General features: G+C 59.1%; 16 protein-coding genes. 6 read left to right on the forward strand and 10 right to left on the reverse strand.

From position 1 onward, the window contains the following. Window positions 1-22: 22 nt before the first annotated feature. Window positions 23-3346 carry a beta-ketoacyl-ACP synthase 3 gene (locus EC9_RS07945; protein ID WP_145343868.1) on the reverse strand — a complete coding sequence of 1108 codons (3324 nt, stop codon included), beginning with the start codon at window positions 3344-3346 and terminating at the stop codon, window positions 23-25. Between the two features lie 722 nt (window positions 3347-4068). Here EC9_RS07945 and EC9_RS07950 point away from each other — a divergent pair. Beyond that, the gene (locus tag EC9_RS07950; protein WP_145343870.1) at window positions 4069-5040 is read left to right on the forward strand and encodes a glycosyltransferase; all 972 of its coding nucleotides are present in this window, start codon (window positions 4069-4071) and stop codon (window positions 5038-5040) included. A 70-nt stretch (window positions 5041-5110) separates the two neighbouring features. Here the strand turns inward: EC9_RS07950 and araD are convergent, their stop codons facing one another. The 6 genes from araD to EC9_RS07980 form a co-directional block, all read right to left on the reverse strand. Continuing rightward, window positions 5111-6847 carry an L-arabinonate dehydratase gene (araD, locus tag EC9_RS07955; protein ID WP_145343872.1) on the reverse strand — a complete coding sequence of 579 codons (1737 nt, stop codon included), beginning with the start codon at window positions 6845-6847 and terminating at the stop codon, window positions 5111-5113. A gap of 63 nt (window positions 6848-6910) precedes the next feature. Further along, window positions 6911-7477, reverse strand: a complete 567-nt coding sequence (locus EC9_RS07960) for a hypothetical protein (RefSeq protein WP_145343874.1) — start codon at window positions 7475-7477, stop codon at window positions 6911-6913. 4 nt (window positions 7478-7481) lie between these two features. Continuing rightward, window positions 7482-8231 (reverse strand): uracil-DNA glycosylase family protein, encoded by a 750-nt coding sequence (locus EC9_RS07965; RefSeq protein WP_246106015.1) that lies wholly within the window; start codon window positions 8229-8231, stop codon window positions 7482-7484. A gap of 228 nt (window positions 8232-8459) precedes the next feature. After that, a complete protein-coding gene (locus tag EC9_RS07970; RefSeq protein WP_145343876.1) occupies window positions 8460-9266 on the reverse strand; it encodes a WecB/TagA/CpsF family glycosyltransferase in 807 nt (268 codons plus the stop codon). Further along, window positions 9259-10473: a glycosyltransferase family 4 protein gene (locus EC9_RS07975; RefSeq protein WP_145343878.1), complete on the reverse strand. Its 1215-nt coding sequence runs from the start codon at window positions 10471-10473 to the stop codon at window positions 9259-9261. The genes EC9_RS07970 and EC9_RS07975 overlap by 8 nt, the downstream gene beginning before the upstream one ends. Window positions 10474-10515: 42 nt before the next feature. Next, window positions 10516-11844 carry a lipopolysaccharide biosynthesis protein gene (locus EC9_RS07980; protein ID WP_145343881.1) on the reverse strand — a complete coding sequence of 443 codons (1329 nt, stop codon included), beginning with the start codon at window positions 11842-11844 and terminating at the stop codon, window positions 10516-10518. A gap of 411 nt (window positions 11845-12255) precedes the next feature. Between EC9_RS07980 and EC9_RS07985 the strand changes: the two genes are divergently transcribed. Together EC9_RS07985 and EC9_RS07990 are read left to right on the forward strand one after the other, a co-directional pair. Next, window positions 12256-12633 (forward strand): hypothetical protein, encoded by a 378-nt coding sequence (locus tag EC9_RS07985; protein WP_145343883.1) that lies wholly within the window; start codon window positions 12256-12258, stop codon window positions 12631-12633. Between the two features lie 216 nt (window positions 12634-12849). Then, the gene (locus tag EC9_RS07990) at window positions 12850-14256 is read left to right on the forward strand and encodes an undecaprenyl-phosphate glucose phosphotransferase (protein WP_145343885.1); all 1407 of its coding nucleotides are present in this window, start codon (window positions 12850-12852) and stop codon (window positions 14254-14256) included. A gap of 736 nt (window positions 14257-14992) precedes the next feature. On the opposite strand, the gene EC9_RS07995 is transcribed toward EC9_RS07990, so the two are convergent. Next, entirely contained in the window at window positions 14993-15424 is a 432-nt protein-coding gene (locus EC9_RS07995) for a cytidine deaminase (RefSeq protein ID WP_145343888.1), read from the reverse strand. Then, complete coding sequence (locus EC9_RS08000) at window positions 15421-16716, reverse strand: thymidine phosphorylase (protein WP_145343890.1); 1296 nt, start codon at window positions 16714-16716, stop codon at window positions 15421-15423. Before EC9_RS08000 ends, EC9_RS07995 begins: the two co-directional genes overlap by 4 nt. Window positions 16717-16918: 202 nt before the next feature. On the opposite strand from EC9_RS08000, the gene EC9_RS08005 reads away from it, so the two are divergent. Further along, window positions 16919-18625 carry an alpha-keto acid decarboxylase family protein gene (locus EC9_RS08005; RefSeq protein WP_145343892.1) on the forward strand — a complete coding sequence of 569 codons (1707 nt, stop codon included), beginning with the start codon at window positions 16919-16921 and terminating at the stop codon, window positions 18623-18625. 102 nt (window positions 18626-18727) lie between these two features. Here EC9_RS08005 and tsaD read toward each other — a convergent pair whose 3' ends face one another. Then, window positions 18728-19750 carry a tRNA (adenosine(37)-N6)-threonylcarbamoyltransferase complex transferase subunit TsaD gene (gene tsaD, locus EC9_RS08010; protein ID WP_145343894.1) on the reverse strand — a complete coding sequence of 341 codons (1023 nt, stop codon included), beginning with the start codon at window positions 19748-19750 and terminating at the stop codon, window positions 18728-18730. 230 nt (window positions 19751-19980) lie between these two features. On the opposite strand from tsaD, the gene rsmG reads away from it, so the two are divergent. Beyond that, on the forward strand, window positions 19981-20640 hold the full coding sequence (gene rsmG, locus EC9_RS08015; protein ID WP_145093424.1) for a 16S rRNA (guanine(527)-N(7))-methyltransferase RsmG: 660 nt from the start codon (window positions 19981-19983) through the stop codon (window positions 20638-20640). 196 nt (window positions 20641-20836) lie between these two features. Then, complete coding sequence (cysD, locus tag EC9_RS08020) at window positions 20837-21748, forward strand: sulfate adenylyltransferase subunit CysD (RefSeq protein ID WP_145343896.1); 912 nt, start codon at window positions 20837-20839, stop codon at window positions 21746-21748. Window positions 21749-21833 lie beyond the last annotated feature (85 nt).

Genomic DNA, 21833 nt, shown 5'->3' on the forward strand with positions numbered 1-21833 from the left:
CCGCGGTTACGAGCGTCGCAACCTAGTTCTTTTCCAGGATGCCGGCACCGAAGGTGACACCGCCACCATAGGCACACATGCCGAATCGCTCGCCAGGTTTCATCTTCGGCAGGACTTCGTCCAGGCACAGCGGGATGCTGGTCGAGGACGTGTTGCCGTGCTCGCGGATGTTGCTGAAGACCGACGACGACACGCGACTCTGGATCGCATCGATGATCCGTTGGTTCGCTTGGTGCGGGATGATCAGATCGAGGTTGTCGATGCCGTAACCCTGTTGATCGCAGACTCGCGTCATGCTGCCGATCATCGCGCGAACCGCTTCGGCAAACACTTTGCGGCCCTTCATTTTGATGAAGCCATTGTTTTGCGACGGTACAGACAAGGTGCTGCCATCGTCGGCTCGAGCCGACAGCTCGGGACGGTGCAGCCGCGCCTTCGATTGGCCGAAGTGATCTTCGCCGTACAACACGGTCGCACTGCTGGCATCGCCAAACAGGATTGCGGTGTCGAGGTCGCCCAGGTCCAACAGTGGCGAAAGAACCTCTGCGGTCACAACCAACACGCGAGCGTGCGGTTTGCTTTGCAAGAAGTCGTAACCGGCTTGCAAAGCGTACAGATAACCGGAGCAGGCGGCACTGATGTCGTAGGCTTGGATCATCGCTTCGCTGGCACCGCCGGTCAGTTGGTGCAGGACTTGGCATGCCATCGACGGGGTGACAACGCTTGGCGAAGTCGTCGCACAGATCACCAGATCGATGTCGTCGACGATCAAACCTTCCTTGTCCAAGACTTCCCAGCACGCCTGACTGGCCATGCTCTGAGCGGTCTCGCTCCCTTGCACCCAGTGACGGAATTGGATTCCGGTGCGACGCATGATGTCTTCGGGCGACATCGACTTGCCTTCGACAAGTTCTTCGTTGGTGATCAACCGGCTGCCTTGAACCGTTGCGACGCTGGAGATTCCGACATCGAACGGCCGACGCTCGATCGTTTGGCGAGGAACCAGCAAGCGGTTTGGATCGGTCACGCGGCGACGCAGGACCGGAGTGCCTGGGTTTTCGGTAGTGACCGGTTTCGGTCGCTTGTTGTCGGTCGCACAACGGACGCTGGCGATCACATCGCCGACGGGAACCGTATCCCCTTCAGCAACAAAGATCTCTTCGATCGTGCCGTCGATTTGACTTGTCAGATCGAAGACGCTTTTGGTCGCTTCCAACGATGCGACGATGTCTCCGCGAGACACCTGTTGGCCGGGCTTGATATTCAGTTCGACCAGCAGAACGTTTTCGTCCGACGGGCCCGAACCGATCGCTTCGATCTCCGCCATGCCGACTTCCAGTTCCTTCGGCGGAATCCATTCGATGTCCATGTTCAACAGCTCAGCCGCTGTCGACAGAACGCGTTTGTACGATGGCAGGACTTCGATCTGGTTGGCGAAGTTGCACGGAATCAAAGTGTCCGCTCGCGTCACACGTCGCATCGCCACGGGAACGCGGGTCTTTTCAGCGATCGTCGCGACGACTTCGCCACCGATTCCGCAGGTGTGATTGTCTTCGTGAACGACGATCATACGAGCTGTTTTTTCAGCCGACGCCAGCACGGTCGCTTCGTCCCAAGGGGAGAGCGAACGCAGGTCGATCACTTCGGCTTCGATCCCAGCTTGTTCCAAAGCGGTCGCCGATTTTTCGCACAGGCCGACGGTATTTCCCCAGCCGACTAAGGTGATGTCGCGGCCGGCTCGCACCTTGCGTGCAACTCCGATCGGCGTGAACTGTTTCGCGGTGTCGGGGCTCGTCGATTGGCTCGGATCGTTCAGCAACGCCTTCGGATAGAAGAAGACGCTGGGACGTCCCGATTCAAACGCAGCGTTCAACATTCCCGCCGCATCGCCGGCGGTGCTGGGCATGTAGACGTCGACGCCGGGGATGTGAGCACAGACCGATTCGAACGAGTGCGAGTGGAACGGGCCCAAGCCGGGGCGATATCCGCCGCATGGAACCATCACGATCACTGGCGATTCCCAAGTGCCGTTGGTCCGCCAGTACATGCTGCCCAGTTCGCTGGTCAATTGGTTGTAGGCCAGCGGCAGGAAGTCGGCGAACTGAATGAAGGCAACCGGTCGTTGTCCGACGAGAGAGCGGCCGATGGCGTTTCCCAGGATGGTCGATTCCGATAGCGGAGCGTTGCAGACGCGTCCGGGGAACGCGGTGCTGAGTCCACGCGTGACGCCAAAGACGTCACCCTTAGGATCTTCGATGTCCTGACCGTAAAGGAAGACGCGGTCGTCGTTGCCCAAGCGATCACGCAGGACCGAACGCATCGCGTCTTTCATCGTCAATTGGCCGTCGGCCTCCCGATCGCCGCGTTGTTCGCGCGAGGGATGGGTCAATTCGACCAGCAATGGTTTCTTGGCTTCGTGCGTCGCGGAGGGTTGAGCCGCGTAGATCGCGTCGTTTTCATCGGCAGCCACTTCGGCCACGACGGTCTCGCGAATCGCTGCCAGTTCGGCTTCGCTGATCCCACGCTCGAGCAACTGTTGCTCGAAACGGACCAACGGATCGCGTTCTTTTTGAGCCGCTTCGATATCTTCGGTCGGCCGATAGATCGATTGATCGTCGGCGTTTGTGTGGTTGCTCAACCGTTCGGTTTGCAACAGCACCAAAGCCGGGCCGCGCGATTCGCGAACCTGTTGAACCAAGTCGCCCATCGCTTCGTCGGAGCCAATGATATCGCGGCCATCGACGCGGTGGAGCGGCAGACCATAAAAGGAATCGGCATCGCCATCGGGGCGCGAGAAGAAGGTTTGCCCGCGCGTCTCGGTCGAGATCGCCCATTGGTTGTCTTGGATGACGATCATCAGCGGAACTTGCAAGCGAACCGCTTCGGCAACGCCTTCCAAGAACTCGCCTTCTTGAGTCGATCCGTCGCCGATGCAGTAGATCGTGACCGGTTTGTTTTTGTTTTCCTTGGTCGCCGCAGCAACGCCTACCGCTTGCAGAGCGGCGTTTCCAACGGGGCCACCGAGGCTGAGGATATGCAGGTCGGCATCGCTCATCTGGGCGCACATCTGGCGGCCGCGAGAGTGCGAGGTGTCGTTGCACAGCGACGCATCGAAGAATTTGCGCGCAGTCACACCGCGAGCAATCATCAACGCCTTGTCGCGGTAATGCAGATGCAACCAATCGTGTTTGGTCAGATGACGCGCGAGGACTGCCGGCGCTTCGTGGCCGGCCCCCGAAACGTGAAAGAAGGCCTCGCCGCGGCGGGTGAGTTCCTGCTCAACACGATCAACTTCGCGGGCCGTGAACAGCGACTTATAAAGCGACAGCAGTTGATTTCGATCCATCGAAATATTCCGGTCGAGAGGACTGAGCAATATCGATTGTCGCGACTCGAACCTCTCTGACATTGCTATCAAAGTCGCTCGGGTCGGGACAACCGGCGGGACTAGCGATGCGGGAAAAGCGATCGCCTGTAATTCTGTATCGGATCTCGCACGCCGGACGATCATTCCTCATGAATGGATTCTCGGAGTTATAGCGAGCCAAACGAATGGTCGGACAAATCGCAATTTAATGCAATACAAACCTTGCCAGTTTTCAACGACATCCTGACACATCGCGCGGCCGCCTGAGAAGCTGGGAATTCTAGATATTTCAGCGAGACCAGCTTGCCCACAATTTGAGCCTCGATAGACCGTAGAGTCATTTTTCCGCGGCGTTTGCGGCGGTCATTGCTAGCACTCGGGGCAGTGCGAATCAGTGTCAACAAATCAAGTATCAGCCGCCACGCGATAGCATCCGGTTCTCCCCAAGAACGCGACGCGAATACGTCCCGGCAGATTTGCCGAGACACAAACACTGAATCGCCCGGTGCATCGGTCGGGCTTCGATTGCAAAGATACCTCGCGTTCCATATCATTGGCGAACCTTCCCCGTCGCAAGCAAAGAAGCATGCGTCGGGCGTAGGCGACCTCGGCGGAAGTGGCTCGCTATCAAATGGAATTCTGGTTCGCAGCACCAGCTTCGTTTGCTCAAACTTGATTTACACGGCTGCGCGAGATGATCGATGGAGACTGGAAAGCGGCCCGTTCGCATCGTCGCTCGCCAAAACGGTGTCGGGCTCGATCGCGACGTTCAACTGTTGCAAAGCACGCTGCCGCCGGGAACGCTCGTCGAAAACTACTCGGTCCGCTCGCTCGCTTCGATCGCCGACCGCTTCAAATCGCTCTGCTGCTCCCCCGCGCCGGGATCTCTGCCGCTGAACGTGCTGGTCGAACGGGTCCCATGGGCCTGGGTGAAGAATCAAGGGCAAAGCGTTCTGCTGCCCAATCAAGAACGGTTCCCCAAACGTCTGCTGCATCGGCTGCGAGACATCGACATCGTGTTGTGCAAGTCGCGGCATGCCGAAGAGATTTTTAGCCGGCACGCCAAACAAGCCCGCTTCATCGGCTTCACGTCGTTGGATCGGCGACTGCCCGAGGTCGCTCCCGATTACGGCAAGTTCTTCCACTTGGCGGGCAGCAGCACGCTCAAGGGCACACAAATGCTGCTGGAACTGTGGAGCCAGAATCCGCAGTGGCCAACGCTGACGATCGTCCAACATCCGCGACACGCTCCCGAAACGGTTCCGGCAAACGTCGCGCTGTTCAAGGAGTATCTGACCGATGCGGTCCTGCAACGGATGCAAAACGAACACGGGATTCATCTGTGCCCGTCGCGATCCGAAGGCTGGGGACATTACATCGTCGAAGCGATGTCGTGCGCCGCGGTCGTCGTCACCACCGACGCTCCGCCGATGAACGAGCTTGTCGATGAGTCGCGTGGCTTCCTGGTCCCTTGGAACCATTCGCAGCCGCGGCATCTGGGGACAGACTTTTTTGTCGACCCCGCCGAATTGCAACGCGTGATCAACGAGATTTTGGCGACCGAAACCGCTTCGCTCGAGGAAAGAGGCCAAGCCGCTCGCGGCTGGTTCGAAACCAACGAAGTCGAATTTGAAACCCGCGCTCGCGAGCTGTTCCTCGAACTGTTGCAGTAGTCACCGCGGGCGTCGCCATCGATCGCCCGCGTGCTCGGTTCGAATTCCTCTCGCTAGACAACCCGGTCGATCAATTGATCTCGGGATCTTTGTCTTTGCTGCCGTCGGCGTGCAAGAAGCGGAAGTCGCAGCCGAGATCGGCCTGCGTCGTCTGTTCGAAGTACAGTTTGCCGTAACCGCGAGTGAACTTGTTCTCCGGCTGCGTCCAACCGCTGCGGCGACTGGCGAGTTCCTCGTCGCTGATCTCTAGTTCGATCTGCCGTCCGGCGACATCCAAACGAATCATGTCGCCATCTTGCACAAACGCTAGCGGTCCGCCGACAAACGATTCCGGTGCCACGTGCAGCACGCACGCGCCGTAACTGGTGCCGCTCATCCGCGCGTCGGAGATTCGGACCATATCGGTCACGCCCTGTTCCAACAGATATTTTGGAATCGGCAGCATGCCCCATTCGGGAATCCCCGGAGCGCCCAAGGGACCTGCGTTTTGCAAGACGATCACGTGGTTTGCGGTCAGCCCCAAGGCGGGATCATGAATCCGAGCCTTCAGATCGGGGTAATTCTTGAAGACGGCTGCCGGCCCGCGATGCTGCAACAAATGTTTCTCAGCCGCTGGCGGTTTGATCACGCAACCGTCGGGAGCCAGGTTGCCGCGCAGCACGGCCAAGCTGCTCGATTCGCTCAGCGGATTCGAGCGCGGACGAATCACATCCTCGTCGTACACCTCCGCTCCCTCGATCGCTTCGCCCAGCGTCGTTCCGGCGACATTGGGGCAATCGAGATTCAACAGGTCGCCGATCCGATGCAACAGCCCCTGCAGCCCGCCGGCATCAAACAGATCGGCCATCACGTATTTTCCAGCTGGCCGCAAGTTGCCGACGACAGGCGTCTTCTGCGAGATCTCGTCGAAGCGTTCCAGCGTCAACGGCACCTCGGCTCGTCCAGCCAAAGCCATCAAGTGAACGATCGCGTTGGTAGATCCGCCGATCGCCATCAACGCGGTGATCGCATTGTCGAACGATTCGGGAGTCATGAACTCCGACGGCTTGATGTCCAGCCAAGCGAGTTCGACGGCGCGGGATCCGGTGGCCGATGCCATCCGCGAGTGAGACGAATGCGTCGCGGGAACCGACGAGGATCCGGGCAGGCACAGCCCCATCGTTTCGGCGATCGCGGTCATTGTCGATGCGGTTCCCATCGTCATGCAGTGGCCGGGCGATGCGGCGATGTGATCTTCCAATTCGCACCAGGCTTCGCACGACAGACGCCCCGCGCCGCGTTGATCCCAATATTTCCAAACGTCGCTGCCGCTCCCCAGCGGTTCGCCGCGCCAACTGGTCCGCGACATCGGCCCGCCCGGCATGAAGATGCTGGGAATATCGACGCTGCGAGCTCCCATCAACATCGCCGGCGTCGTCTTGTCGCAGCCTCCCATCAAGATCACCGCGTCCAACGGATAGGTCCGCAGCGTCTCTTCGGTCTCCATCGCCAACAGATTGCGATAGTACATCGAGGTCGGCTTCATGAACGTTTCGCTGAGTCCCATCACGGGAATCTCGACGGGAAATCCACCCGCCTGCCAAACGCCTCGCTTGACGTCTTCGGCTCGTTGGCGGAAGTGGGCGTGGCACGAAATCAGATCGTTCCAGGTGTTCAAGATCCCGATCACCGGCTTGTCTTTAAACTCCTCGGTTGCAAACCCGGCCTGCTTCTGACGCGACCGATGCCCGAAGGAACGCAGGTCGTCGGGGCCGAAGTAGCGGTAGCTGCGGAGTTGTTCGGGCGTCTTGCGTGGTCGCTCACTCATGATCGGTTGCTTGGTTGGAGGCGGAAGAAATGCAGCTATAAATGGCTACTCAAACGCTGCGGATCAGTCCATAAAAGCGTAGCGGAAATTGGCTGCGAACAGCACCTGCCACTCCAGCCAAGCCAGCTGCTGGCACTGCGACTGCAAATCGCCGCCGCTGCGAACCGCTTGCTGGCACAGGTCGACCATCGCGTAGGGATCCCAGCGGTCGTCGGCGATCAGCGACGCGGTCTGATCGGTCACCAGCGGCGTCGCAGCCTCGGCCAAGGTCTCGAACGCTGGATGGGTTCCGACATTGCGGAACCAATATTTTGCGTTGCCAAAATCGTGCTCGCGGCGATGCATGATGCCATGCCAAAAGCTGCCGTCGGCGGTGTGGATATCCTGGCTGATCGAGTGCGATCGGTCGAGATCGCCCGCCAGCAACCACAACCCGCTGTCGCAGCAGGCGGCCGCGTCGCGGTCGTGCGGTTTTCCTTGAGAATCCTGCAGCCGATTGCCGCTGATCCAATCGACGATCGCCGGATTGGTGGGGCCATCGCCCAGGCCTGGCAATTGCGACGCAGCGATTGCGTCGACGAGTTCCTGCGGCAGCGGCAGCGAACAAAAATCTTCGGTCATGGAAATCATCGGTTCACCAAATCTGGAGGTCTTCGAGTTGTTTGGTCGCCGCTTCGGCCCAGCCTCGGTTGGCAGCGGGGCTGGCGGGGCTGGGGTGTAAGATTTTCGCCAATTTGCGATCTCCCGTCAGCACGCGGCCGGCACATTTTTCAGCAAACGCACCGACTCCCACAACCCAAGTCGGATCGAGAGCCTCGATCACTTCAGCCAAATGCGCATCGCAGACCTGTTCCAACGCGCCCCGTTCGGCTTTGGATAACTTGTCGGGAGTCACGTTCCGAGCCGACGCTTCCATGAAGACCAGCGGGCAATAGTTTGCCACAAAGTGCGTCTTAAAAAAATCTTTGGGATCGGGGAAACGTTCGGCAAACAGTCCCCACAGCCGCCGTCCGGAGACCTCGCTGCGTTGGCAAGCGAAACCTTCGATCGGCCGCTTCGGATGTTCGGGATCGGGCTTTTCGACTTCGGTTTCGATCTTCATCCAGTTCCGGACCGCACCGATCTCGCCAAACGGAACACCGGTCTGCGACATCCCCCACGGCCCGGGATTCATTCCCAGCAGCAGAACCTTGCAGGTCGGTTTGGCGTATCGCGACAGATACATCCGGTGCGCCGCAGCGGCATACCGCAGCGGGTTGTAGACGTGCGTCACCGGTTCGGCGAACGACAATCGGTCGACTTCGTCGGCCAGGTTCGCGGCAGATTCGATCAATCGAGTAGCGGTTTTATTGGGCATATTGATGTCGGCCCAACGTCTCGCCATGCAGCGACGCAATCGCTGCGGAACACGATCGAAGGGATCGATCTTTTAATAGGATGGTTTAGTTTTTTGCGGCACCACGTCGACAGGAACGCCTAGCATTTTCGACCTCCCGCATGCGTCGCGCCCGAACGTAATTCTTACTAGCACGAAGCGCAAGCGAGTGATTGGGCGCGTCGTTCACGATTTCACTCGCTTGCGCTTCGTGCTAGTATGGTCGTGGTTGAACGGTCACCCAAACAACACCTCTTGCTGGGGCGGGATGCCGTCGTCGGTACGGCCTTTGAAGATACCCAGCCGTTGCAAGGCCAACAAGCTTAGGTACAGCGGATTGAGGTACAGATAGCGGCGCCACAGTCGCGTCGGCTCTTTGACGAGACGAAACAGCCACTCCAGCCCGGCACGCTGCATCCATGAAGGTGCCTGCGGCAACAGGTTGGCATGAAACGCAAACGCAGCCCCCACAGCGATCAGTGGCATCGAGATCCGATCGCGCATTTCAAACGCAAACGTTTCCTGTCGTGGGCATCCGATCCCGACGAAACACAAACTGGCACCGCTGGCGTTGATCTCGTCGGCCAGTTCGGAACACTCCTCGGAGGAGAGCGTTCGGAAACGAGAGGCTCGCGCGCCGGCGACTTTCAGACCAGGAAACTTCTCGGCCAGCTTGTCGATCAAAACAGCATTCATCTCGTCGGTCCCACCGAACAGGAAGATCGATTGCTGTTGTTCGACGCACGCCTGGCACAACCGCAGCGTCAATTCGGGACCGTAGACGCGGTCGCTGAGCCCACAGCCGTGCAACAGGTTCAGCGCCCAACGGACCGGTTGCCCATCGGGACAGACGAGATCGAATCGATTCAGCCGATAGTTCTGCTCACGATCCAAATAGCCGGTCATCACGCCATGCACCGCCAGCGCCGTGACCGACATCGATTGTCGCCCGATCGCTGCATGCATGATCTTGGCAACGGCGGCTTCATAGTCGACCGCGTCGACATTGACGCCGATCACACTGTGTTTTCCCGAATCAATCATCGCATCGATCGTTTGTTGAATGGCCCATTACAAATTGGCAGGCGTCGATCAAACCGGAGGCCGCAAACCCGGGAGTTCGATCGCGAACCGAATCGCGACAGGCCTCGGCCATCGACGCGCGAGCCGCCGCGTCGCAAGCGAGCCAGCGATCCAAACAGCCAGACAAACCGTTGTCGTCGCGGGGATCGTACCGCCAGCCGTTGCGATCGTCTTGCAAAAGCGTGGTGGTTGCCTGTGCCAACAGACTGCCGATCACTGGCAGCCCCGAATGCAACGCTTCATTGACGACCAAGCCCCATTCGTCGGCTAGCGTCGGAAAGATCAAGAGATCGTGCGCCGGCATCAGCGTCGGCAATTGCTCGCTGGGCAAGTTCCCGGTGAATTCAATCGCCAAATTCGCCGGCGTCGCGACAGCACTCAGCGGCTCACGCAACGGTCCCTCACCCACCATCGTTAACTGGAACTCTTGATCCGCATGCTGCTGCGCATAACGGACGACTTGCTGGACCATCGCCTCCACTCCTTTCCGCTGCGTCATCTGGCCGATGTACAACATCCGCGTGACGCTTGGCGAACCGGAGGGTTGCAGCGGCCCAGTGTAGATGCTGTCGGGGTTGGCCGCGTAAGGAAAGTGGAACAGTCGTTTGGGATCGGCGCCGAGGTCGCTGAGCACGTCGAAGCAACTGGGGCCGTTGTAGGTGATCGCGTCGGCGCGGCCGATCAGCCATCGCCGAGCTGTGGCTCGCATCATCCCCCGTCCCTGTTCGGTATGCTGCGACATATAGGTACACAGAATCAGCTTACTGCGACGGTGCAAGATCCGATGCACCGAACTGGCCAACGAGCGAAACCCAAGCTCTAGGCTGAGCACGATGTCGGGCTGCAGCCGCCGTAACTGGCGGCCGGTATCGTAGGGGACGTGAACATATAAGGTGTCGTCAAAACCGGCCGAATGTCGCCAACGGCGTTGCAGCGTGAGCGTCTTCTGCAATGTTACGTCCAGCCCTTCCCAACGCGGCTGGAAGTGCCGGTTCGGTTCGACATCGGTCGACAACAGCACGTGGAAGTCGCGGATCTGCCGCGACAGCTCTTGATAGATCGGCAGCTGGTAGATCGGAATGTAATGCGTCAACAAAACCACGCGCGCATCGACGACCGGAGCGTCGCAGCGCGTTGGTTTCGGATGCGATTGCAATTCCGTATTCATGATCGAAACGTCTTTCCTGTGCGTTGCACCTGCACGTTCTCCCTAGACCTTGTTCTGTGAATTCGCTTGCGTTTGGCGGTACATCGCGAAGAAGACGATCACCAAGCAGACGAATTGCCCGGCGGCAAGCGCCACGGGGATGCTCCAGATTCCCATCCGCGGTTGCAAGGCAAACGTCAACCCGATCAGAATCATCAACGCCACGATTCGTCCGATGATTCCTGGCGTGGGCATTCCGCGGCCGCGAAGGTACCCATCGGCTGTCATCAGCATTCCTCGCAGCCCGCCCGAAGGCAACAGGTACCAGGCGAACATCACGGTGCCGGTAAACGCTTGTGTGTATAGGATCGGCACGGCGTAGGGGATCACGATCGCCAACAGGCATCCGGTCGCGATCTGCCCCGCAAACATTAACGCGATAAAACGTGTGACTCCCGCCGCGGTCAACGGAGTATTGGGATCGGCACCATGCCGGAACGAAAACAACGCCAACGCATTGGGGACGATTATCATCGTGCTGGCGATCGGGATCGCGCTGGTGTAGAAGCCTTGGTCGGTCAGCGTTCCGAGAAACAGAATCAGGAAAAGGTCGGCCCGATCCAGCAGTTCGGCGGCTATCTGCGAAATCGCCAGCCCGCGATTTTCGCTCAGCGATTCGAGCACCGATTGCTGCGGCGGCCCGAACCAACTGCCTCGCATCCCGACTTGGCACAATAACAGGCCGGCGACGCAGGAGCCGACAAACGCCCAGGTCACGTCGCGCAATTCGCTCCATCCGGCCAGCCACATGCCCAAAAGAAGCAGCGGAAAAAATGCGGCCGCCGCGGCTCGCAGCGAACTTAGGCGATAGAAGTAGCCGCGGCCATGATCGACGCCTTGAACCGCCAAGCGGATGTGCTGCAGAGGCAAAGTCAGTGCGACTAACGAAGCCAACGGAGCGAGGTAGCGTTTGTCGACGGGCAACGCGAACCAGGCCAACAGGACGCAGACAGCCGCGGTGACGATTCCCGTCGTGAGACCGTAACGCATCGCAGCACGCCTGGCCGCGGAGTCGCCGGCTGACGCTGGCAACTTGGCTGCCAAGCGGGCGAAGATATCTGCCGATCCCAACAAACCCATGTACAAAAACATCTGAGGGTAGGCGACGATCGTCGCGTAGGCTCCGCGTCCCTCGGGCCCCAGCAGGCGCGCGAGCAGGATCCCTTGGATCGCGAAGAATCCAAAGGTTCCAAACGCTGCGGCGATTGCGCTGGCGAGCGAGCGAATACGCCGCTTCGAAAGAACGTTCCCATCGGTCGTCGTCGCTTCCGATTCGGGAGACTCGATCGAAGAACTGGCGGAGATTTCGGACGAAATAACGAGTGTTCCTATTCTGACGGTAAACCCGAACTGTTGGGCTGGGCACTAGCTGCTGTGAGTTTACCCATAGATTGAACCGAGAACATGGCCATAGCAACGCTAAACAGACGGTCTAACGCAGAAAAAACGGACCGCGGGCCGGGTTATCGCGGCCACTACGGCGAACGTGAGCTAGCTAACAATTTCCACTGGGGAACATCCGGGGGGGCAGGCTACTTGTCACCCCGCTGCAGAGACTTATTGGCGACTCTCGCAGCCGCCGAGCAGTAAATTTCCAGTCCTTTCCGCTGCGTGACCTAAGTTGTCCCTACCGGTCGCGATGATTAGTGGTGTCGAGGGGAACGAAACAGTTCACTTCGGCAAACGACTCTCCTAATCGACCGGATGGCAACATCCAATCCACCTTTCAAGGATGACACTGCGATGGCAAAGTTCTACGTAAGCTGCGGATCTCAAACTCTCATCATCTCGGCTCCAACCGCGGAATTCGCTGCGATGCGATTGATGGACGAAGCCATGGCAGCTCACGCTTGGATCTACGACGACGCGGATCTCAGCGAACAAGACCGTCGCGACCACCTGAGCCTCGAAGCGTTGCTCCACTTGAGTTCGACCGTGCGAGTCAGTGAATGTGGGCTCGGCCGCAGCGACGCGGGGCAGTTCGAAGTGCCGATGCTCTTGGACCAATGGCACCGTTTGATGACGGGTGTCAGCCGATTGTTTGTCTCGGCGGGACTGGAACCACGCCGCGTCTTGCCAGCGAACCTCGAGAACGTTTTGTATCCCAAATCGCCTCGCTAAGCGTGGCAGTGCAAACCGCTCCCACTCTTCGAAATCGAGCCGACTGTCAGTCGGGCCACCAACGCAACGACCCAGGCGTTGGAACCATCATCGCGGCGGCTCTGTTTTTATTGGTGCAAGCTTGGTTTTGACCTAGAGTTTCGTGTTTAGCTGGCCACCGCAGTGTGAGTGGTCGGCCGCGACTTCACGAACCTTCCGTCATTATCGATCCGATCCATGCAATCGCTAACTCCCATTCGTCCCCGCCAGCGATCCATTGAATTCTTGCGATTGATCGTCGATGGCAGTGCCATCATCGGCACGCTGGCCATCGTCAAAGGACTTTCGCCCGGTTGGTTCGACAACCAAGCGATCGTCGCCGGACTGACAGCGATCCTGGCCTTTCTGTTGCTGGGACACGTTACCGGTCTGTATCGCGCTGGTCTGGACATGACGGCGAATCAAGAAGTTGTCCGCGTGACGACGACGTGGGTGCTGACCATGGCGGTGATCGCTGGGTTGGCGTTCTTCGCTCGCTACGGACAACATTTCGCTCGTTCGGTGGTTCTCGGTTGGTGCATTATGGCACCGGTCATGATCTGCCTGATCCGGATGATTTGGAGGGTTTGCCAACGGATGCTTTTGAAACAAGGAATCGGTACTCGGCGGGTTGCCATCGCCGGCTTAAACGAGCTTGGCCTGCAGGTTTCGCGGAACATTGAACAATCGCCCGGTCTCGGTTTTCAGTTGACCGGGTTTTACGACGATCGCGATCCCGAGCGTCGATCGGAACTTGGGCCCAACGATCCGCAATTGCTCGGCAAGATCGACGACCTGATCCTCGCGGCTCAGAACAATGAATTCGATATCGTGATGATCTCCCTGCCGATGCGGGCGGAGGAGCGGATCAAATTCATCCTGGAAAAACTGAGTGATTCGACCGCGTCGGTCTACATCGTTCCCGACTTCTTCGTCTTCGAACTGATGCACTCGCAATGGACCAACATGGGCGGAATCCCTGCGGTCAGCGTGTTCGAATCGCCGCTGTACGGCGTCGATGGCGTCTCGAAACGGCTGGTCGATATCGCAGTCACCATCTCGGCGCTTGTCGCCGCGGCGATCCCGATGTTGATGATTGCCGCCGCGATCAAACTGACCTCCCCCGGTCCAGTCTTCTTCCGGCAGCGACGTTATGGCGTCGATGGACGCGAGATCCTGGTCTGGAAGTTCCGCTCGATGACGACCTGCGACAACGGATCGGTCGTTCGGCAAGCGACCAAGGGAGACGCTCGGATCACGCCGCTGGGAGCGATCCTCCGCAAGACTTCGCTGGACGAACTGCCTCAATTGTTCAACGTCCTCGAAGGCTCGATGTCGCTGGTCGGCCCACGCCCTCACGCGTCGGCTCACAACGAACATTATCGCGGCCAGATTCGCGGCTATATGCTGCGACATAAGATCAAACCGGGAATCACCGGCCTGGCGCAAGTCGAAGGCTGCCGCGGCGAGACCGATACGTTGGACAAGATGCAACGCCGCGTCGATTTCGACCATCGCTACATCCGCGACTGGTCGCTGTGGCTCGATATCCGGATCTTATTTAAGACGCTTTTTGTCGCCTGGCGACAACCCGAAGCCTATTAAGCCGTCGAGCAACACCGTTTCGGTCGCCTCGATCGATACGAGCACCAATACCAGCACGAAGCGCAAGCGAGTGATCTCACAGCCTCGAACCGAATCACTCGCTTGCGCTTCGTGCTGGTATCGCCACCCAAAATTCGTTTAACCGCAGTGCCCATCGGGCCGCGTGTTGGAGGCTTGGTCGCCTTTCGCTCCGCGAAAGTGCGCTCGCCCATACCAGCACGAAGCGCAAGCGAGTGAATCCGCGATCGTCGAACCGAATCACTCGCTTGCGCTTCGTGCTAGTATTGCCATCCCCCAACTTCGTTTAACCGCGTGCCCAACGGGCCGCGCGCCGGAGGCTTGGTCGCCTTTCGCTCCGCGAAAGTGCGCTCGCCCATACCAGCACGAAGCGCAAGCGAGTGAATCCGCAACCATCGAACCGAACCACTCGCTTGCGCTTCGTGCTGGTATTGCTATCCCCCAACTTCGTTTAACCGCGTGCCCAACGGGCCGCGCGCCGGAGGCTTGGTCGCCTTTCGCTCCGCGAAAGTGCGCTCGCCCATACCAGCACGAAGCGCAAGCGAGTGAATTCGCGATCGTCGAACCGAATCACTCGCTTGCGCTTCGTGCTAGTATTGCCATCCCCCAACTTCGTTTAAACGGAGGCCGCGTGTTGGAGGCTTGGTCGCGTGGGGCGTTGCCACCGCGGTTAAACGATTGGTCTCGATCGAGCTTGTGGGACTACCAACGACGGCACTCAACCCTCGCGAAAATCGTTGAACTGGCTCGGCAACAATTCCGCCAATGAAATCCGCTGGGTAATTTGGCGAGTCGACGCTTCGACCATCACGATCTCCAACGCCGGTCCGAATTCGATCAGAAACTGTCGGCAGGCGCCACACGGCGAGACGCTGCCGGTTGTGACCAGCACCAAGGTTTCGAATGCACGCTCGCCCGCGGCAACCGCTGCACTGGCGGCGGTTCGCTCGGCGCAAAGGGTCAGTCCAAACGAAACGTTTTCGACGTTGCAACCTCGATAGATCGCTCCCGATTCGGCCAGCAGAGCCGCACCGACTTGGAAGTTACTGTACGGCGCATACGCCTGTTGTCGGACGTCGCAAGCAACGTCGATCAACTGAGTTAGCAGATCGGGATCTTCGGCGGCAGGCTTGGTGTCATTAGGATTCATAGTTTCTTCGATTCGATGCGTTGAATGATCAATGGCCGCGGCGCGACAACTTCGTCGGCGACAATAAATGCCTGCTGCAGTTCCTTCGTCCAGCGTTCGGCTTGGGTATCGCTGCAGAAGACGAAACCGAGAGGTTGGCCCGATTCGATGCGTTCGCCGATCGCGATGTCGACTTGCACACCAACCGCCGGATCGATCGAGTCGCCGGCGCTGCGACGGCCGCCTCCCAGTTCGACCACGCATTGGCCGATCGTCGAGCACTCGATCGCGCTGACGAATCCCCCCCGCTGCGCCACGATAGGGTGCTTTGCCGCGACGGGCAGATGGCCGGAGATCCGGCCACCTTGGGCGGCGATCATCTTTTCGAATCGCTCCCTCGCCGAACCATCATCCCAAACGCGCCGCAGACGCGACAGGGCCTGGTCGCGAGATTGGCAGACCTCGGCGGCGAGCAAGGCTTGCGCCGACAACTGCAGCGTCAGTTCGCGGACTTCCGCTGGCCCCTCGCCGCGCAACAGATCGAGGACTTCGTTCACCTCCAACGCATTCCCGACAGCGCGGCCCAGCGGTTGATCCATGTCGGTCATCAACGCCGTCACCGGCAGCTGCATTTCGCTTCCCGTCTCGACAAGTGAAGTCGCCAGACTCAGCGCATCGGCGTGCGATTTCATGAACGCTCCAGAGCCGACTTTCACATCCATCACCAATGCATCCAACGACGCCGCCAGCTTCTTGCTCAAGATGCTGGCCGTGATCAACGCGACCGATTCGACCGTCCCCGTGACATCGCGAAGGCTGTACAGCCGACGGTCCGCTGGCGCAAGTCGTTCGCTGGCGCTAACGATATGACAGCCGACTGACTTCAGGACGGCAGCGGATCTATCGAGATCGAGATCGCAGCGAAACCCGGGGATCGATTCCAGTTTATCCAACGTGCCGCCGGTCAGCCCCAGCCCGCGGCCGCTGATCATCGGAACCTGCACGTCGCAGCAGGCCAACAGCGGAGCGAGGATCAACGAAACCTTATCTCCCAAGCCGCCGGTGCTGTGCTTGTCGACTCGCGGCAACGAGGAAGAGTCGCGTAGCAAGGTTTCGCCACTGGCCAACATCGCCGCCGTCAACGCCGAGATCTCCTGCGGCGTCATGCCTCGCAAACAGATCGCCATCGCCATCGCCGACATCTGCGGATCGGAGACCTCACCGCCCATGAAGGCCTCGATGAACCAAGCGATCTCCGCGTCGTTCAACGGATGTCCATCTCGTTTCTTCGCGATCAATACTGCGGGGATCAATCCATTGCCTCCATCGTAAAATCGACTCGATTCAGCAGCCTGTCCAGCACCCGTTATACCACGCTTCGCGTTCGTTTCGCACGCCGAGAAATGAACGCCAAGCGTGTTGGCGGCCCCCAAAAGATTGCCCTCTAGATCGCAAGTGGCATAAAATGCACTCCAGAGATCGTCTCTTCTCGAAAACCGAAAGGCTGGTACAACGATGTCAAAAGCGGAGTCCAATCACAACGGAGCGGCGGAGTCACGGCGACCGATGGCCAACCTGTCGATCGGGGAATATCTGATCCGGCGGCTCAGCGATTACGGAATCGAACATCTGTTTGGGATCCCCGGCGACTACATCCTGTCGTTCTACAGCATGTTGGAACAGAGTCGCTTGAAGGTGATCGGTTGCACCCGCGAGGACTGCGCCGGATACGCAGCCGATGCGTACGCGAGACTACATGGCATGGGAGCCGTCTGCGTGACTTATTCAGTCGGCGGGCTGAGCGTCTGCAACAGCATCGCCGGTGCGTATGCCGAAAAGTCGCCGGTCGTCGTGATCTCCGGAGCACCGGGGATGAACGAACGGAAGAACAATCCCCTGCTGCACCACAAGGTCCGCGACTTCCGCACCCAATTGGAAGTCTTCCAAAAGGTGACGATCGATGCGGTGGAGCTGACCGATCCGTTAACCGCCTTTGCCGATATCGATCGGGCGCTCGATGCCGCCGACCGCTTCAAACGCCCGGTCTATATCGAACTGCCGCGCGACATGGTCCACGCCGTCCCGCCGATCACCCATTCGTTCCGCCAGCCGGCGTGGGAGTCCGATCTAAAAGCGATCGCCGAAGCTGCGGCTGAAACGGCGCAGCGGATCGCCGCCGCAAAGCGTCCCGTGATCGTCGCGGGTGTCGAACTGCATCGCTTCGGTTTGCAGAACCAACTGGTGGAACTGGCCGAGCGGACGCAGATCCCGATCGCCACGACGATCCTTGGCAAAAGTGTGATCAGCGAACACCATCCGCTGTTTGTCGGATTGTACGAGGGGGCGATCGGCCGCAACGAAGTCACCTCGTTTGTCGAACAAAGCGATCTGATCCTGCTGTTGGGCACATTTATGACCGACATCAATCTAGGCATCTACACCGCCAATCTCGATCTCGACAAATGTGTCTACGCGACAAGCGAAGCGTTGCAGATCTCGCATCATCATTTTCACAACGTCGCGTTGGGCGAGTTCCTCGATCGATTGAACTCCTTGGATCTGAAGCCGACGAAGCGAACGATTCCCGATGCGATCACCTTCCACCGCGACCGCGAACCGTTTGAGATCGAACCGGCAGCGCCGCTGCGAATCAGCCGTATCATGTCGCGGCTGAACACCTGCTTGGATCTCGACACCGTCGTGATCGCCGACGTCGGCGATGCGCTCTTCGCCGCCACGGAATTGGTGACCCACGATCGCGGCGAATTCCTCAGCCCGGCCTATTACACGTCGATGGGATTCAGCGTCCCGGCGGCGGTTGGTGCGGCGGCGGCGCGGCCCGACCATCGCGTCGTCATATTGGTTGGCGACGGCGCGTTTCAGATGACCGGATGCGAATTGTCGACCTTGGTCCGCAATGGTTGCAGCCCGATCGTGATCGTGTTGGACAACCACGGCTACGGAACCGAGCGCTATCTTCAAGCGGGGGACTGGGAATACAACGAGATCCAGCCGTGGGCTTATCATAAGATGCCCGAACTGCTCGGCGGCGGCCAGGGTTTTTTGGTCGACACCGAAGCGGAATTCGACGCCGCGCTGTCGGCCGCTTGGGACGATCGATCTCAGCCGACGATCATCCAAGCCCGGCTGGTCGAAAATGACGCCAGCGAAACCCTCAAGCGATTGGGCGAACGGATGGGCGAAAAGGTTGCCGGACGCTGAGCCCTGTCGGCGCGACCGCGACGTGTCGGTCGGTGCCATGTTGAGGGAAGAGAAGGAAGGAGGCTTGGCCGCGAGCCTTCGGCAACGCAGTGTCTCTTCTATTTAGTAGCCGCGTTGTAGGCCGGGGTGGATATCGACGTCGAGCTCGGCGTAGCCGTGGCGTTCGATCTGTTCCAGCGCCACCGCTCCCATCACCGCATTGTCGGTGCACAGTTCCGGCGGCGCGATCACCAGCCCAAATCCGTCCCGATCGGCCGCTTCGGCCAAGGCGGCGCGAAGACGTCCGTTGGCGGCAACGCCGCCGCCGACGCACAGCTTGGAAAAACCGGTTTGGCGAATCGCTTGGCGACTCTTGGCGACCAAGCAGTCGACGACCGCCTGTTCAAAACTGGCGCACAGATCGGCCAACTGCTGTTGGGATAGCTGCAGCTGCGAAAAATCTTGCTTCCCCGGACCGACTAAACAGTACCGAACGGCGGTCTTCAAACCGCTAAAACTGAAATTCAAATGGTCCTCGCCGACCAGCGAGCGAGGGAAATCGTGCGCTTTCGGATTTCCATCGGCTGCCGCGCGAGAGACCGACGGCCCTCCGGGGAAGGGTAAACCGAGCATCGCACCAACTTTATCGAACGCTTCGCCAGCGGCGTCGTCGATCGTTCCCCCCAGATAGTCCAGCTCGGTTGCGCTGTGGCAAGCATATAGACTTGTATGCCCGCCGCTGACGATCAGTCCCACGCAGGGATAGATCTCGCCGGGATCGGACATTTGGCAGGCGTAGATATGGGCCTGCAGATGGTTCACCGCCACCAGCGGCTTGTTCCAAGCAACGGCCAAGGTTTTGGCGGCGGTCAGCCCCACCATCAACGACCCCGCCAAACCGGGGGTGTTTGCGACGGCGATCGCGTCGAGATCGGCCGGATCGATGTCGGCTTGTCGGATCGCTTCGTCGATCACCGGCAGGATACGTTGGACGTGAGCGCGAGCGGCGACCTCGGGGACAACGCCTTGGAATCGGGCGTGCAATTCGGTCTGAGTGGCGACGGCGGCCCCCAAAACGTGGGGCCCCGAAGCGATCACCGCAGCGGCAGTCTCATCGCACGTTGATTCGATTGTCAATATAATCATTGCAGCTTAAGGCCCGAGCGACTTTCATTACGATATCGGCGACTCAAAGACCGATGGAAACCAAGGTGCTTGAGAACCGTTGCCGCGGCGTGTGAAGGCCGCCACGGTGCAGCCCAACGATCGCAGCTTCTGCCGCGAACGATCCGCGAACAAGGCGATCGACCAGCTTACCCGACGCGCGATCTGGTTTACAGAAGACCAACCAAAAGACAACAAGACAAAGAGATTGAATGACCGTTGAACCCGAATTCCTGCAGGCACTCGCTCAAGAAAAGATCAGCCTGCCCGACGATCAACTCGAGGGATTGCAAGACTATGCCCGTTTGATGTGGGAATGGAACGAGAAGGTCAATCTGACGCGGCACACGACGTGGCAGCTGTTTGGGACGCGCGACATGCTCGACGTCACCCAACTGGCCAACATCATCCCCGACGACCACGAAGTCCTCGACCTCGGTTCGGGCGGTGGCGTCCCCGGGATTCCGCTGTCGATCGTCCGCCCCGACCTGCAGGTGTCGCTGGCCGAATCGGTCGGCAAGAAAGCCCAAGTCCTCAACGATATCGTTTCCGAACTGAACCTGCCGATCACCGTTTACGCGGCCCGCGCCGAGGATCTGTTGCACGATCTGCGATTCGACACGATCGTTGTCCGCGCCGTCGGCTCGCTTCGCAAACTGTGCACTTGGTTGGAGCCGCATTGGGCTTCGATCGGCCAGGTGCTCGCAGTCAAAGGCCCCAAGTGGGTCGAAGAACGCAATGAAGCCCGTCATCACGGCGTGATGAAAGGCTTGCAATTGCGAAAGGTCGCCAGCTATCAAATGCCTGAGACCGAAAACGAAGGGGTGATCCTGCAGATTTGGAAGCACGGCGTCCCCGTGGTTCGCAAGTAATTTCCCACGCTCCAGCCCGGCAACGCCTGGGCTAAACGTTTACGACGAAGTCGTTTATACTTCGTCTGGCCAACGCCCAGATGATCGCGTGGGCCATCCATCGGTCCCCGTTTTCGCCCTGGGGTTCGATCCGCTTGGGCGAACCAACGCCCCCCAACTTCTGTTCCCGGTGCCGGACAAAAGCTAACAAAAATCCATGACTGATTACAACTTAACGCATCTAAAACAGCTCGAAGCCGAGAGCATCCACATCATCCGCGAAGTGGTTTCGGAGTTTCAGAACCCGGTGATGCTCTATTCGATCGGCAAAGATTCGGCCGTCATGGTGCAGTTGGCCCTGAAGGCATTTTATCCTGCCAAGCCGCCGTTCCCGCTGATGCATGTCGATACGACGTGGAAATTCCGCGAGATGATTGAATTCCGCGATACCTACGTTCGCGATGAACTGGGGTTGGATTTGATCGTCCACGTCAATGAAGAAGGGCGTGAGCTTGGGATCCACCCGTTGGACGACAGCGAAAAGCACACCGAGGTGATGAAGACCGACGGCCTCAAGCAGGCGTTGGACAAATACGGCTTCGACGCCGCCTTTGGTGGGGCTCGCCGCGACGAAGAGAAGAGCCGAGCGAAGGAACGCGTCTTTTCGTTCCGCGACCGCCGCCATCGCTGGGACCCGAAAAATCAGCGTCCCGAGCTGTGGAACCTGTACAACACCAAGGTCAATAAAGGGGAGAGCATCCGCGTCTTCCCGCTGAGCAACTGGACCGAGCTGGATGTTTGGCAATACATCCACCTGGAAAACATCCCGATCGTTCCGCTGTACAAATCGGCGGTCCGCCAAGTGGTCGAGCGCGATGGCGTGCTGATCATGTTGGACGACGACCGGGTCCAACTGCGTCCGGGCGAAAAGCCGATGGAGAAGATGGTCCGCTTCCGCACCTTGGGCTGTTACCCGTTGACCGGCGCTGTCGAATCCGAAGCGACAACACTGCCCGAGATCATCCAAGAAATGTTGCTAACTCGCACCAGCGAACGCCAAGGCCGCCTGATCGATAAGGATGAGGGGGGGGCAGGCATGCAGAAGAAAAAGGAACGCGGATACTTCTAATCGTTTCGGCGGTCGCCACGACGCAGGGCGTCCGCCGGAATTCGAACTCTGTATCCGTTGTTTAATCATTGAGACTTCATTCCGT

Origin of the sequence: Rosistilla ulvae, assembly GCF_007741475.1 — a bacterium.
Lineage (GTDB): Bacteria > Planctomycetota > Planctomycetia > Pirellulales > Pirellulaceae > Rosistilla > Rosistilla ulvae.

Bases quoted from the DNA above. Each gene is read 5' to 3' on its own strand.
- EC9_RS07995 (WP_145343888.1), bottom strand. From the start codon at position 15,424: ATGAATCCTAATGACACCAAGCCTGCCGCCGAAGATCCCGATCTGCTA.
- EC9_RS07990 (WP_145343885.1), top strand. From the start codon at position 12,850: ATGCAATCGCTAACTCCCATTCGTCCCCGCCAGCGATCCATTGAATTC.
- EC9_RS07950 (WP_145343870.1), top strand. From the start codon at position 4,069: ATGGAGACTGGAAAGCGGCCCGTTCGCATCGTCGCTCGCCAAAACGGT.
- EC9_RS07975 (WP_145343878.1), bottom strand. From the start codon at position 10,473: ATGAATACGGAATTGCAATCGCATCCGAAACCAACGCGCTGCGACGCT.
- EC9_RS07945 (WP_145343868.1), bottom strand. From the start codon at position 3,346: ATGGATCGAAATCAACTGCTGTCGCTTTATAAGTCGCTGTTCACGGCC.
- tsaD (WP_145343894.1), bottom strand. From the start codon at position 19,750: ATGATTATATTGACAATCGAATCAACGTGCGATGAGACTGCCGCTGCG.
- cysD (WP_145343896.1), top strand. From the start codon at position 20,837: ATGACTGATTACAACTTAACGCATCTAAAACAGCTCGAAGCCGAGAGC.
- EC9_RS07970 (WP_145343876.1), bottom strand. From the start codon at position 9,266: ATGATTGATTCGGGAAAACACAGTGTGATCGGCGTCAATGTCGACGCG.
- EC9_RS07985 (WP_145343883.1), top strand. From the start codon at position 12,256: ATGGCAAAGTTCTACGTAAGCTGCGGATCTCAAACTCTCATCATCTCG.
- araD (WP_145343872.1), bottom strand. From the start codon at position 6,847: ATGAGTGAGCGACCACGCAAGACGCCCGAACAACTCCGCAGCTACCGC.
- rsmG (WP_145093424.1), top strand. From the start codon at position 19,981: ATGACCGTTGAACCCGAATTCCTGCAGGCACTCGCTCAAGAAAAGATC.
- EC9_RS07960 (WP_145343874.1), bottom strand. From the start codon at position 7,477: ATGATTTCCATGACCGAAGATTTTTGTTCGCTGCCGCTGCCGCAGGAA.
- EC9_RS07965 (WP_246106015.1), bottom strand. From the start codon at position 8,231: ATGGCGAGACGTTGGGCCGACATCAATATGCCCAATAAAACCGCTACT.
- EC9_RS08005 (WP_145343892.1), top strand. From the start codon at position 16,919: ATGTCAAAAGCGGAGTCCAATCACAACGGAGCGGCGGAGTCACGGCGA.